The 14,207-nt window shown below is 60.9% G+C and carries 11 protein-coding genes; all 11 read right to left on the bottom strand.

Annotated features, from left to right (window positions below; genetic code table 11):
* Window positions 1-9: 9 nt before the first annotated feature.
* The gene (locus tag IU367_RS01690; RefSeq protein WP_274453260.1) at window positions 10-3,909 is read right to left on the bottom strand and encodes a YhdP family protein; all 3,900 of its coding nucleotides are present in this window, start codon (window positions 3,907-3,909) and stop codon (window positions 10-12) included.
* Window positions 3,910-5,379: a ribonuclease G gene (gene rng / locus IU367_RS01685; protein WP_042868629.1), complete on the bottom strand. Its 1,470-nt coding sequence runs from the start codon at window positions 5,377-5,379 to the stop codon at window positions 3,910-3,912. It abuts the gene before it with no gap.
* 194 nt (window positions 5,380-5,573) lie between these two features.
* Window positions 5,574-6,161, bottom strand: coding sequence for a Maf family protein (locus tag IU367_RS01680; RefSeq protein WP_042868627.1), 588 nt, complete (start codon window positions 6,159-6,161; stop codon window positions 5,574-5,576).
* A 51-nt stretch (window positions 6,162-6,212) separates the two neighbouring features.
* A complete protein-coding gene (gene mreD / locus IU367_RS01675; protein WP_042037959.1) occupies window positions 6,213-6,698 on the bottom strand; it encodes a rod shape-determining protein MreD in 486 nt (161 codons plus the stop codon).
* Complete coding sequence (gene mreC, locus IU367_RS01670; protein ID WP_042868624.1) at window positions 6,698-7,603, bottom strand: rod shape-determining protein MreC; 906 nt, start codon at window positions 7,601-7,603, stop codon at window positions 6,698-6,700. The genes mreD and mreC overlap by 1 nt, the downstream gene beginning before the upstream one ends.
* A gap of 42 nt (window positions 7,604-7,645) precedes the next feature.
* A complete protein-coding gene (locus tag IU367_RS01665; protein WP_005308111.1) occupies window positions 7,646-8,686 on the bottom strand; it encodes a rod shape-determining protein in 1,041 nt (346 codons plus the stop codon).
* Window positions 8,687-8,890: 204 nt separating this feature from the next.
* The gene (locus tag IU367_RS01660) at window positions 8,891-11,734 is read right to left on the bottom strand and encodes a DUF6701 domain-containing protein (RefSeq protein WP_274453259.1); all 2,844 of its coding nucleotides are present in this window, start codon (window positions 11,732-11,734) and stop codon (window positions 8,891-8,893) included.
* Window positions 11,734-12,207 (bottom strand): MSHA biogenesis protein MshP, encoded by a 474-nt coding sequence (locus IU367_RS01655; RefSeq protein ID WP_274453258.1) that lies wholly within the window; start codon window positions 12,205-12,207, stop codon window positions 11,734-11,736. The genes IU367_RS01660 and IU367_RS01655 overlap by 1 nt, the downstream gene beginning before the upstream one ends.
* On the bottom strand, window positions 12,197-13,126 hold the full coding sequence (locus IU367_RS01650) for a PilW family protein (RefSeq protein WP_274453257.1): 930 nt from the start codon (window positions 13,124-13,126) through the stop codon (window positions 12,197-12,199). Before IU367_RS01650 ends, IU367_RS01655 begins: the two co-directional genes overlap by 11 nt.
* Window positions 13,126-13,689, bottom strand: a complete 564-nt coding sequence (locus IU367_RS01645) for a type IV pilus modification PilV family protein (RefSeq protein ID WP_274453256.1) — start codon at window positions 13,687-13,689, stop codon at window positions 13,126-13,128. The genes IU367_RS01650 and IU367_RS01645 overlap by 1 nt, the downstream gene beginning before the upstream one ends.
* Complete coding sequence (locus IU367_RS01640; RefSeq protein ID WP_274453255.1) at window positions 13,676-14,164, bottom strand: prepilin-type N-terminal cleavage/methylation domain-containing protein; 489 nt, start codon at window positions 14,162-14,164, stop codon at window positions 13,676-13,678. The genes IU367_RS01645 and IU367_RS01640 overlap by 14 nt, the downstream gene beginning before the upstream one ends.
* Window positions 14,165-14,207: the final 43 nt, after the last annotated feature.

Here is a 14,207-nt window from a genome sequence, read left to right as displayed (position 1 = left end):
CCACCAGCCTCAGCGCTGGGCGGGCCCCGCGTGTTTGGGGGTCAGCAGGAAGGGGGTCACCTCCTGCGCCGGCAGGTTGGGGGCAACCGCATCGACCGCCTCCTTCTGCTGCTGGTTGAGCTTGATGCGGGCCCGATCCCGTCCTGCCTCGATCAGCTTGGGATCGTCGAGCGGGCCCGAGACCCGAAAATCGATGCGGGTCACCACGTCCACTACCGGCTCCAGCAGCTTGGAGAGGGCCAGCACATAGAGGCCGGTGATCGGAGTCAGCGAGAAGGCCGCCACCACCGGCAATGTGCCGCCCAGGTTGGGGGAGAAGCTCAGCTCGTAGTCGAGTCGCCAGCGCACCAGGTCGGCGATGCCTTCGCCGCGCAGGTTGCCCGCCGCCCCCTTCATGTAGAAGTCCTGATTATCCACCACCCCTTGCTTGATCTTGGCGGAGGCGGACATGGATTCGAAATAGAAGCCCTTGTCGAACACATCGCGAAAATCGAGCCGCAGCTTGCGCAGCAGAGAATCCAGGCTGAGCAGGGAGAGCAGGCGCGCCCCCTTGTCGTTGACCTCGCGCAACGTGCCCCCCTCCAGCTGATAGTTGGCACTGCCGGCCAGGGTCGGCACATCCAGCCGATAGGGCACATCGTTCCAGTTCAGATCCAGCGCCATCTTGCCGGGCGCATCGCCGATGGGCGAGGTATAGCCGAGCCGCTTGAGCAGCAGCTCGCTGTTGTTGCTGCTGATGCTGGCACGGGCATGGGTCTGCATCCGGCCGGGCTGGGCCAGCCAGTCTACCGTGCCGGTCAGCTGGCTGCCCGCCAGCCGCATGTCCAGCCCCTTGAGGGTCAGCTTGTTGGCGCCGGGCACCAGCTCTCCCTTCACCTCCCCCAGCGGCAGGGCGCCGAAGCGGCAATCCACGCAGCTGAAGGTGAGCCAGGGAATGGCGTCCATGATGGCCCTGTCCTGTCTGGCATCGGGCTCGGGGCTCAGATCCGAACTCTTGCCGGACCAATAAATGCGGGCAAATTTCGCGTCTATGGGCTGACGCTCGGTCACCGGCAGGCGCACCACTCCCATCACGTCCGGGCTGTCGATCATCACCTCGGTGGCCTGCTTGACCGGCCCCACGGTGAAGTGCACCGCCTTGAGGTTGGCGCTGCCGATGTCGGCGCGGGCCAGCTGGCCATCCACCCACCACTCCTGGGGCAGGAAGGCGGGGCCGACCACAGCATTGCCGCCCGCCGCCGTGCTCGCCGGCAGCCATTGCTTGAGTCGGGCCAGCCAGCCGGCTACATCCGCCTGCTGCTGGTTGATGGCCAGCAGCATGGGCTTGTCGCGCAGCACCCGGGCCCCGGGCTGACCCACGTCCACCCGCACCCGGCTGAGGTAAGGCACCCCATCGCCATAGACCAGCCGGCTCTGCATATCCACATCGGCGCCCAACACGGCGCGAATGTCGGCGCTGCCGTCGCGGCCACGGGCTGTCACCTTGAGCGGCAAGCGGCTGTTGGCGTCCTTGGCCAGCGGCGAGGGCAGATCCAGCCCCATGCCCTGCAGGTTGGAGTCCAGCGCCAGCTGGAAGCTGAATGGCTTGTCGTTGGGCAGGGTCAGCCCCAGGGTACCGGCCCAGTTGCCACGCCCCTTGAGGATGTCGAGCACGGGCAGATCGCGGCGCTGGCGATTGCTGTCCCACAAGCCCTTGAACTTGAGGTCGACCTGATAGCGGTTCGGCTGCTGCCGACCCTGATAATCCAGGGTCAGCGGCTGGTTCCACAGGCTGGCCTTGAGGTTGCTGAAACGGGTCTGCTCGTTGTCATATTCGAGCCGCCCCTGCACCTGCTCCAGCGGCAGATCCAGACTGGCGACCCGCACCTTGTTGTTGCTGAACAGGGCGTCGCCGCTCGCCTTGACCTTGCTCTCGCCATCGAGGGGGATATCCAGCTTGACCGAGCCCTTGAGCGGGCCCCGGATCTCGATCTCCCGCAGCGCCTGACCGACGGAATCCCCCAGCGGAGAGTCCTGCAGGTAGTCGTTGATGGCCTTGCCCTCGCCCGCCACCTTGGCATCCACATAGAGGTGGGCGCCCGGGTAGAGATCCGGGATCCAGGCATGGACCGAGTCTGAGCTGGCCTTGCCAAGGTGGGTGGAACGGCTGTTCATGTCGAGGCTGGCGTTCTGGAACAAGAGATCGATCTGCAGCTCGGTGAGCGGTTGCCAACCGGGGAAGAACTGGAAGGTGGCCTGCTCCAATGGCACTGCCACCTGGAAGATGCCCTCGCCCTTGCTGTAGGGGAAATCCTTGAACTCGCCGTACCAGAGCAGATCCGCGCCCTTGGCCTGGCCGCCCTTGATGGCGCCGCTCAGGTAGTCCACCAGGCTCTTGCTCATCACCTGCAAGGGGTAGTAGCGATCCGCATTGCCCGCATTCTTGACGTCGATGCGACCGGTCAGGGCGAGGAAGGTGTGTTCGTACAGATCCATCCTGAAACGGCTGGCGAGGGTCAAATCCGGGTTGTCCAGCGCCACGTCCTGACCATAGAGCACCCAGCCCCTGGGATCCTGCCACCAGTCGAGCCGCGCCGAGAAGCTGTCGACCGGGATCGGCTCCTTGAAGTGGCGCGCCGGATCCACTTTGTCCTTGTGCAGCGCCAGCCGGGCGCTGCCGCCGGTCGGAGTCAGCCAGAACTCGCCGTTGAGATCCTGCACGCCGGGCACGTCCTGCCAGGCGGTGACCTTGATGTGGGAGAGCTGGCCGCTGAGGGAGAGCCCGCGCCAGTCGGCGTCGGCCTGCAGGACAAGATCCTGCAGCTGGCCCTTGGGCTGGGTGCGCTTGATGGTTTCGGTCAACTCTGGGTAGAGGCCGGAGACCAGCTGGCTCAGATTGGCGACCTGATCCAGATCGATGGCGGGCACATAACCCTGAATGCGGGAGCCAACCCGCTCGAGCTGCAACCGGCTCTGCAGCCAGGGCTTGCCGTCGAGCTTGAAGGTCACGTCATGGCTGGCAAGCTGCCACTCTTCGCCGTCCCGGCGCAGCTGGATCTTGCCCCCCTGCAGGCCGAGACGGTGCATGGCACCCTGCTTCTCATCCTGCCAGATCAGGTAGTTGTTGCCGAATGCCAGCAGGGATTCCCCCAGCTGACCGCTGGCAAAGGTGCTCCACAGCTGGAAATCGAGCTGGCCGGCCACCCGTGGCTCGCCGGCATGGATCCGTGCCAGCATGGGGCTGATGTCGAGCTGGCTGGCCCCCAGATAGAGCTGCCCCTTGAGCCGATCGAGCCGCGCCTCGGGGGCATCCACATCCAGGATGAGATCTATGGTGCTCTCGCCCACCCCGTTGATCAGATAGGCCTTGCCGACCCCCTGATGGCGCTTGCCGCGGTTCTGCCAGCGCAGCTGGGCGATGTCGAGGGCCCGCACCTCCCCCAGCGCCGTGGTCAGGCTGAGGCGGGTGTCGTGAATGTCGAAGGTGGAGAGCTGGGTCAGCAGGAAGCGCAGCAATGCCTGCTGCTGCTCGCGGCCGTCACTGGGCTCGGGGCCGGCCGGCTGGGCCAGATCCAGCGCTATGTCGCCATCGCTCAAGATGAGCTGGCCGAACACAGGCTTGAGTTCGTTGAGGGAGCGCCAGAAGTCGAGGTGCGCCCACACCTTGCCAAGACGCAGGGCGAAACGGCCGGAATCCGGCGCTATCACCAGCTGTTGCAGTTCGAGAGCCGGGCCGCGCCGGGTCCAGTCCAGGCCGATGCGATCGACGCTGGCTTCCAGCTTGCTGTCGGCCAGCAGGGTGTCGAGCAGTGCCTGCCTGTGCTGATTGAGCAAGGGGCCGCCAAAGCGCACCAGACTGACCAGGATGGCCAGCAGCACGAAGAAGACCCCGAGGGCTAACCAGCCCCGACTCAGCCAGCGATAGACCAATTACATCATCACCACATCGAATTGTTCCTGGCCGCAGAGTGGTTCACTCACCACCCGGACCTGCTTGCCGATGAACACCTCCAGCTCGGCGAGGCTGTGGGACTCTTCGCCCCGCAGGTAGTCGGCCACGGCAGGCGCGGCGTAGACGGTGAACTGATCCGCATCGTAGGCGCGATTGACCCGGATGATCTCCCGCAGGATCTCGAAGCAGACCGACTCCACCGTCTTGACCCGGCCGCGCCCCTTGCACTCGGGGCACTCGGAGCAGAGCACGTGCTCCAGGCTCTCGCGGGTACGCTTGCGGGTCATCTCCACCAGACCGAGCTGGGAGAAGCCGTTGACGTTGGTCTTGGCTCTGTCCTTGGAGAGCGCCTGCTCCAGGCTGTGCAGCACCCGCCGGCGATGATCCTCGGACTGCATGTCGATGAAATCGATGATGATGATGCCGCCGAGGTTGCGCAGGCGCAGGTGGCGGGCGATGGCCGCCGTCGCCTCGACGTTGGTGTTGAAGATGGTCTCTTCCAGATTGCGGTGGCCGACGAAGGCACCCGTGTTGATGTCCACCGTGGTCATGGCTTCGGTCTGGTCGATGATGAGGTAGCCGCCGGATTTGAGCTCTACCTTGCGATCCAGCGCACGCTGGATCTCGTTCTCCACATCGTAGAGATCGAAGATGGGCGACTCGCCGGAGTAATATTCCAGCTTGCCGGCCAGTTCGGGCACGTACTCCTCGGTGAAGCGCTTGAGCTGATCGAAGCTCTGGCGCGAGTCGACCCGGATCTTGTCGAGCTCGGCGCCGACGAAGTCGCGCACCACCCGGAAGGCCAGGCTGGGATCTTCGTACAGGATCTTGCAGGGCGGGTACTTCTGCTTGCGCTCCAGGATCTTGCGCCACAGCCGCTTGAGGAAGGCGGCGTCCTGCTCCAGCTCCTGCTCCCCCACCCCTTCGGCGGCGGTGCGAATGATGTAACCACCGAGATCATCCACATAGCTGGCCACGGTGCGCTTGAGGCGCTCGCGCTCCGCTTCGGACTCGATGCGCTGGGAAACCCCCACATGCGCACTGCCCGGCATGAACACCAGATAGCGGGACGGCAGCGTGATGTCGGTGGTGAGACGGGCGCCCTTGGTGCCCAGCGGATCTTTCACCACCTGCACCATTATGTCCTGCCCCTGGCGTACCAGCTCGGCTATGTTGCCGGCCTGGAACTGCTCCTTCTCCTTCACCGCCACGCACTCGGTGTGCGGCACTATGTCGGAAGCGTGCAGGAAGGCCGCCTTGTCCATGCCGATATCGACGAAAGCCGCCTGCATGCCGGGCAGCACCCGGCTGATCTTGCCTTTGTAGATGTTGCCCACTATGCCGCGCTTGGCCTGACGCTCTACGTGCACTTCCTGCAGCAGACCGTTTTCGACCAGGGCGACCCGGGTTTCGGAGGGGGTGACGTTCACCAGCAGTTCTACCGACATAAGTTACCTTGCCTTTCTAGTTTTAAATTCTGGCAGCCAAACCGGCGCGTGCCCGGTGAGTAACGCAGTAAGAAACAGCCGGCGAGTTTCACCGACCCATGCCTTGCCTGTGATGGCTTCAAATTCTGACCGCCATGTTCCGACCCTGTGCCTGCCCGCTGAACGGGCCTCGCAGAACACGGCTGACGGATAGATTACCGAGACTGTTCCAGATGATGCTTGATCAGCAGATCCGTTTCCAGCAGGGGCAGGCCGACCACGGCGCTGTAGCTTCCCTCGATGCGGCTGACAAACTTGCCGGCAATCCCTTGAATCGCATAGGCACCCGCCTTGTCACAGGGCTCACCCGTGCGCCAGTAGGCTTCGATCTCGGCCTCGTCCAGCTTGCGAAACGCCACGTTGGTGGTGACCAGGCGCACATCGCAGCGCTCCGGGGTCGCCAGCGCGACCGCCGTCATCACCTGATGCACCTTGCCGGAGAGCGCCTCCAGCATGTCTTTGGCATCGAGCAGATCGGACGGCTTCTCCAGCACCCGATCACCCAGCACCACTATGGTGTCGGCGCCCAGCACCGGCAGTGCCGTCGGGGCGGCTGCCACGCCGGCCATCGCCTTGTCGCGGGCGAGGCGGCAGACGTAATCCTGCGCCTTTTCACCCTCTTCCCGCCGTTCCGGCACATCCAGTCTGAGCACCTCGAAGCGGTACCCCAGCTGGGCAAGCAGTTCATGACGGCGGGGCGAGCCCGAGGCGAGATACAGTTGCAGTTCGTTGTGCTTGTTCATATTCACTTAATGAGATGAGGTAAAGTTACAATGCATTGTTTTTGCTCATATTCACTTGATATTGAAGCGGCGGCGCACCTTGCGCAAGACCAGAAACACCCAGGGCCATATTAGCATCGTGCTCAGGGTCGACCAAAAGTAGGCAAGATTGAGGCTGGCACGGCTGAACAGGTGTTCGGCCCAGAAGATGGTCACCTTGCCCACCAGCGAGAGACAGCCGATGATCAGCGCCTGTTGCCAGAGGGAGAAGTTGCGGATCTTCTGGAACTGGAAGGCCGCCAGATAGGTGGTGATGGCCATGGCCATGGCCCGCACGCCGAGGGTGCTGCCCAGCAGCACGTCCAGCAGCAGGCCCGCCACCCAGGCGGAACCGACGTTGGTCCTGTGCGGCAACGCCAGCGCCCAGTAGATGAGCACCATGGCGAGCCAGTCCGGACGGAAGGGTTCAAATTGAAAGGGAAGCGGCAGGATCGACAGGCACAGAGCCAGCAGGATCGAGATCCAGATCCAGATCCTGCCGCTGGCGGGTTGCAACATCAGCGCGTCGCTCCCGCAGCCGAGGCTGCCGCTACCGGCGCAGCCGCCGGGGTCGGCGCCTCTTCATCATCGTGCACGTCCGGCTTCTTGTCGGTCCACAGCAGCAGCAGGTAACGCAATCTGTCCAGTGCCACCAGCGGCTTGGCCTCGACCTGGGCGAAGGGCTTGCCCTCCACATAGTCGGAGCGGGTCACGGTCGCCACCGGATACCCTTCCGGGAAGCGGCCGCCAAGACCGGAGGTGACCAGCAGGTCGCCAACCTGAACATCGGTGTTGCGCGGCAGGTTGCGCAGCTCCAGCTTGTCCAGCTCGCCGCTGCCGGAGGCAATGGCGCGCAGGTCGTTGCGCAGCACCCGCACCGGGATGCCGTGGCTGGAGTCGGTGATGAGCAGGACACGGCTGGTGGTGGAACCCACGTGCAGCACCTGACCTATCACCCCCTGATCGTTGATCACCGGCTGGCCGTTGTAGACGCCGTCCAGCGCCCCCTTGTTGATCAGCACCTGATGGCTGAAGGGGTCGGAATCCACCGACAGCAGCTCGGCCACCATCTTGCGGGACTCCTTGTGCACCGGAGAACCGAGCAGCTCACGCAGACGCTGGTTCTCGTGCTCCAGATGATCCATCTTGAGCAGGCGCGAACGCAGGGTGAACAGCTGTTGTTCCTGCTGCTTGGTCTGCTCGATGAGGCCGGCCCGGGTCTGCACCTGGGTCGACATGGTATCGAGCATGATACCTGGCGCATTGGCCATGTATTGCAGCGGGCTGACGAGCGAACTGAGGTAGACGCGGACATGGGTAAACACACCGAAGCGAGAGTCCGCTACGATGGCAGCAATGGAGATGATGACGGCGAGAAACAACCGTAACTGAAGCGAAGGGCCTCTACCAAAAATGGGTTTCATGAGTCGTCAAAAAAGAGCCGGCGCGCTGGCCGGCTTTGGGTCTTATTCGTAGTGGAACAGGTCGCCACCGTGCATGTCGATCAGCTCCAGCGCCTTGCCGCCGCCACGGGCCACACAGGTGAGGGGATCTTCGGCAACCACTACCGGTATGCCGGTCTCTTCCATCAGCAGACGGTCGATATCCTTCAGCAGTGCACCACCACCGGTCAGCACCATGCCGCGCTCGGAGATGTCGGACGCCAGTTCCGGCGGAGACTGCTCCAGCGCCACCATCACGGCGGAGACGATACCGGACAGCGGCTCTTGCAGCGCTTCCAGGATCTCGTTGGAGTTGAGGGTGAAGCTGCGCGGCACACCCTCGGCCAGGTTGCGACCACGAACTTCGATCTCGCGCACCTCTTCGCCCGGATAGGCGGAGCCGATTTCGTGCTTGATGCGCTCGGCGGTGGCTTCCCCGATCAGGCTGCCATAGTTGCGACGCACGTAGCTGATGATGGCTTCATCAAACTTGTCGCCACCGATCCGCACGGATTGGGAGTAAACCACGCCGTTCAGGGAGATGATGGCCACTTCGGTGGTACCACCACCGATGTCGACCACCATGGAACCGGTCGCTTCGGAGACCGGCAAGCCGGCACCGATGGCGGCAGCCATGGGTTCGTCGATCAGGTAAACCTCACGGGCGCCAGCGCCCAGTGCGGATTCCTTGATGGCACGGCGTTCCACCTGGGTGGAGCCACACGGCACACATACCAGCACACGGGGGCTGGGGCGGAAATAGTTGTTGTCGTGAACCTGCTTGATGAAGTGCTGCAGCATCTTCTCGGTCACGTAGAAGTCGGCGATGACGCCGTCTTTCATCGGACGGATGGCGGAGATGTTGCCTGGGGTACGACCCAGCATCTGCTTGGCGGCATGACCGACGGCAGCGACCGATTTGGCGTTCCCGCGCTCTTGGCGAATGGCGACAACTGAGGGTTCGTTAAGGACGATCCCTTGATCTTTTACGTAGATCAGGGTGTTGGCAGTTCCCAAGTCGATCGACAGATCGTTGGAAAAGACGCCTCTGAGCTTTTTGAACATGGCTACGGGAAATCCTAAGAATTTGGAGGTGCAGAAAACCGGCTAACTTTACCAATGCCCACCCCAATGGGCAAGCGCTCAAACTGTCGCCAACCCATCAGGCGCGACAAAAATGCGAGTCATCACTCACCCGCACAGGCTGACAAACGCTAATAAACAAGAAGATAGGGGGGAAGATCGCGAAGATCCGCCGCCCCGCCTCCATTACGGCATCACTTCGCGCCGATAAATAATTCTGTCATTACCCCGGCTGGAGCCAAAAATGGCCTCGCCTTGCAAGGTAACAGGGTCAGACAACCAGAGCGGCCGTGATGGCTGTTTCGACAAATCGACCTTGTAGGGGATCCGTACCGAGATATCCGGCTTGGCGAACTGGAACAGGATCTCCCCATCCCTGGCTACCGCCGATATGCCGCCCGGCAGCGAGCTGCCCAGCCCCAGCTTTATCTTGCGGTTCCCCCCCAGGTTGAGCTCCCTGCTGGTCGCATCAAAGGTCTGGCCCGGATTGAGGAAACTGAACCCCTGATTGGCCAGAGAGAGCTGGGTACATTGGTCCAGCTTGTTCAACTGCCAGTTGCCCGCCTCGTAATATTGCATCTGCAAGGGAACGGCCAGCGGCGCAGAGGCAAGACCAGCCCCCGTGCCCGCCAGCAATCGACCGAAATAGACCTGCATGGCCACACTGTCGATCAGCCGGGCATTGCAACCAGCTCCGCTGCAATTGCCGGCCACGGCATCGTTGAAGTCGGGGCTGGCAATCAGGGTACGTTCGCCATCGTTGTCTTTCATATAGAGACCAAACAGCAAAGACTGGTAAGGGCCATCCTGTTGGGTGTCGGAGAGGCGAACAAACTCGCTATTACCGGTAAACGCCGACCGCCCATTCACCCAGGGCAGCGCAGACAGGCTGCGCAACCGGGCCGACAGGGACTTGCCATCCTTGTTGTTGGCAACGGAGAGATAGGCGTCTCCCTTGGCAAACAGCCCCGTATAGTTCTGGGTCTGGCCACCCGACAGGTTGCGGGCCAGCACATCCAGCGCAACCCCAAAGGGCTGCCCCATATAGGAGAAGGCATTGCAGGCAGGCACTATGTCGCCGCTGACCAGATTGAAATCGGCGGGGATAAAACGACCGATAGGATCACTCCAACGCAGCACAGTCTCAAGTTGGGGGGATTCATCCTGATAAGAGGGATAAGGCACAAAGTTGCTGACCCCTAACCGGATCACCCCCACCTCCGACCAATTCGCTGTCACGGTTGCCATCCCGTTCGCCAGCGTGATCGCCGTTGGCGAAAAAACGCCTGCGTCACCAGATGCAGGCGCCAGCAGTGACCAAGAGAGCATCTTATTACTGGTCGCAAAGCCTGGGGTTAGCTGATCCTGCTCATTGAGCGCGCGAGCCTGCAGCGTAAAAGTCTCGCCCGCTTTGCGATAGACAGGGCAGACAGCAAATGTACTGTCGCTACTCCCCGAACAGCCACTCTGTCCTTGTGCCTGGAGTGCGATCGCTTTGGGGATCACCGCAAACGTGTCGCTCCCCGTGAGCCTGAGCGTTCCGGTTGCATCGCTTTTCTGGAAAGTGGCATCCAGCCGCAACACTCCCGCATCCGGGTATTGCACCGTCAGTTGACCCACTCCATCACTATTAAACGCCACGTTAACGTTTCCTGGTGGCGTGATAGCTGTGTTATTGACCGTCGGTACAGCATTGCTGGTCTCAGAGACGACCTTGCTCGATACAAATTGGAGGGTCTGATTACCGGTCAGCAAGGGCACGCACACCTTGGTCGCCCCCGTATCGTTTGATTTGATAGCGCGGATCGAGGTGACACCCGACGCACCGGCATAAAAGGTCGACACATTGAAACGCAGTGCGGCATCAACAAATGCGAGTGAACAAGTGGCATCTACCACACCATCCTTGAAACAGCGCAGCGGTGCCGACGGTGCTGCTGTCACTATCGACAGGGGCAGAGTACCAGCCTGATAACGCTGCAAATTCAACGCGGCACTACCAGAGGTATCGAAAATGACCGGATTGCTGCTCCACCCTTGTGCGGGAGACAGGGTCACTGTCGCGCCGCGATCAAACAATGTGGAACAATCACTGTTGGCACAGGCTTTCAGTTGCAGATTAGCGCGCTCACAGGTGAGCGTTTGTGAGGGATAGTAGAGTTCGTAATGATCGATGGCGCTACCAAAATCGCGCTTGTCATTGATGCGGCTGCTGGTCGTCATCTCAAGATCTCGACTAGTAACCCGCCCATTTATCTGCGATGTCCCATTGAGGGTAACTTTTTTATCAGAATAGACATAACCACTGACCCGACTGGTACCATTCAGCTGAATAGCATCGTAGCCAAATAGCAACATAGAATAGGACGCATCGTCATTGAGCAGGGCGTCATTGATGCCGAGAGATTGGCTTACAAAAATCCTGACATTTCCGCTCAATACCAGTTGCCCACCCTGATTTAGCTCCAAACGATTAATCCAGTAATCCCCTGCGGGCAGTATCACCTTGGCCCCCCCCCCAATAGCGAGCTTATTGAGGCGATATTCCTTGCGAGCATTGGAAAATGTCAGGGTGCAGGCACTGTAGAGACTGACTGCACCAAACTGATATTGGCTAGCGCTGCCTAGAGTCAACTGCTGCCCAGCACTACAGCTCCCTATATCGCCGTCACTCCCTGAGCTGGTTTGAAAAGTATTGCCACTCCCTTGGGTAACAGGTATTCCTCGGATAGTCGTCCTGCTGATTTGGCACTGAACTCGCCCCCCGGCAGCCGTATCGCAACCATCGGATGGCAAACCACTCCCCGCATTGGAGCTGCAATAGGAGAGTGCCACCCCGCCAGTGCCAAATATTTTGGCGCTATTGTTCTGGATAAAACTGCTGGTGTCCTGTCCGGTACAGGAGGCATTGTTATCCCCCCTATGCCCCTGTACCACTGCAGGGAAATAGGTAGGCAGATCGACCACCTGAAACGCGGCAGCTGAGCCACTCAATAGCCAGATAGCCGCGACGAACCATAGGTTGCGCATCAGGGCATTCCTCCATCATAAGCTTCAACCATCAGGGTTCTGCTCACGGCAAAATCAGGGCTGGCACTGCTGAGGTCCGAGATCCCACAGATGCCGACACTCTCGAGACGATAGCCATTGGTCACAGATCCGTTATAGGTCACCGGCACCATGGCGCAGCGAACCACAGCCTGACAGTTGGTCAATCCGGGATTGCTGGCAAAGTTCAGTGTGCTGGTTGCCGGGCACACCGCTGGTGGCGTCGGTTGGGCAAGAGTGCGTGTGGGGAACAACCGATAGAGCGCCACTTCCAGCCCGCTCTGGGCTGCCAGCAGGGCACGCACACTGCGCACCTCCACCGTGTTTTTCTCGCTGCTGTCGGTCAGAAAGCGGCCCATGGCGGCCGCCAGCAGTGCCATCACCACTATGACAAACAGGGCTATCATCAGGGCGCTGCCCCCCGCCCGTCTCGGTTGCCTGGCATCAGGGCACATTGAGCACCCCTATCTTGTGATTGAAGGTAACGGATTCACCTTTGCGCTCAAACACCAGCCGCATGCCAAACTCCCCTTGTGCGTTGAAGGCCGAGGTTTCCCGATAGAAAGCGCCAGTACGAAGGGACTCCGCCATCAGCACTCCCGTGGCAGGTAACACGGCAGCGATGGCAGCGCTGGCGCGGGTGAGCCTGTTCCCTGCCACGCAGTAGCGCACCTGCTGGCTGGCAAAGTAGACCCGGCTGCCGGGAGAGAGGCCAGCCAGGTTCTCGGTGCTGGCATAGCGGATGGTTTGCGCCCCTGAGACGGGAGTCAGCACATCCGTAACCTTGGCCACGCAGCGGCCATAATCGCAGCCTGCCGTGAGCGAACCGGCATTTTTGTCCGGCACAGGGAATACGATCAGCTGATCATCTTTTTTGACGGCGGTGGCATCCACATCCAGTGGATTGGCAGCAGAGGCCGGGGTTGCCATCACCAGCTCAAGGGTGGCAGTGCTCCCCGACATGGCGCGGTTAAGCGCCAGATAACGACTGGAGGTGCTGATGGGCCAGAACCGCAAACAGGCGCCCGAGTCGACCCATGCCCCGCCGGTCGTCTCGATCCGCTCCGATCCCGGCACAGCATCACGCAGCTCGCGATTGAGCCGCTCCATGGCGAAACGGGCATCGCTCATCAACTGCTCGCGGCTGCTGGCATCGCCATAGATCTGGGTGCCGATACCGATAAACTGGCTGGTAAAGGTCGCCATGATCCCGAGCAGCAGGATCACCATTACCAGCTCAACCAGGGTAAAACCGCTGTTACCCCGAGGTTTGCGGTAGGTTCGATTGGCCGGTAGGCGTAATCGGACGTCGAAAGTGGCTGCAGGAGCGGGCATTCGGACAGGCAGGCAACACCCGACAACTGAGCGATCCATCAGTAGCTCCCCCGATAGAAGGAGAAGTCGAGCAGGCTCTCATCCGGCAGCTTCACTTGCAGATCGATGCGTTTGCCCATCGAACAGTGATCGCTACAACTATCGAAGCTGCCATCAGCGTTAAAAACAACAGCACTCACCGCAATTTTCACCTGATAGTTGCGATACTCATCACTGCCGATACCTGACGAGGTCTGGGTAAACCAGCTGGCATCCCGCCAGTTTCCCGCAGTATCGAAGTCATCCACATCGTTATAGGCGTAGGGGGCGGGCTCTCCATCTGGGCCATAACTGCCGGAGCAGGGAGAGATGGTCACCCCCGCAACCTGCTCACCACAACGATAACGGCCACCGTTATGGTCCGAATTTTCATCAAACGACTTTTGCAGGATCTCGCCGGAGAGGCGCTGGGCCAGCTGGGCAGCGCGCACCTGCTGCACCGGATCCACTGCCTGCGGCGCCTGATTGATAAGTAACCCCAAAATACCGGTCAGCGCCACCGCCAGCAGCACTATGCCGACGATCAGCTCAATCAGGGTAAAGCCGCGCTCAGGGGATCTCATGGATATATCCCTCCGATTCAATCTTGATACGGCTGGTTTCGCGACCATCACTCACTTGCAGTGTGCATCCAGTTACTGTGGAGCAATTCCCGAATGGTCGCCCCAGCTGATCAAAGCGGATCACGAAGCTGTTGTTGCTATTCAGGGAAATAGATATTCCCCCAGAGACGGTCACCAGCCGACCACGGGTGCGCAGATTTTCGGTCCAGCCACTGCTCAGATCATCGCTGGCGGGACATGCAGCATAAGTACGGTGGGCAAAACGGGGAGAGGCGACCACCAGCTGGGTACAGCGGTTGGCAGGCTCATGCATATTGACGGTCTGTACCAACCGCAGCCGGGTCAGCAACTCGTCACGCACGGTTTGAGTTTCAAAGCCACCTTTGCCCAGCCATTTGGGCACGGCAAAGGCGGCCAGAATCCCGAGTAACAGGATCACCAGTACCAGTTCAATCAGGGTAAAGCCTTTTTGCATCGACTCACTCTCGATAGAAAAAGCGGGGCTTTAGCCCCGCTTT

Origin of the sequence: Aeromonas bestiarum (assembly GCF_028751155.1) — a bacterium.
Lineage (GTDB): Bacteria > Pseudomonadota > Gammaproteobacteria > Enterobacterales > Aeromonadaceae > Aeromonas > Aeromonas bestiarum.
This window is presented reverse-complemented; position numbering and strand designations above follow the sequence as displayed.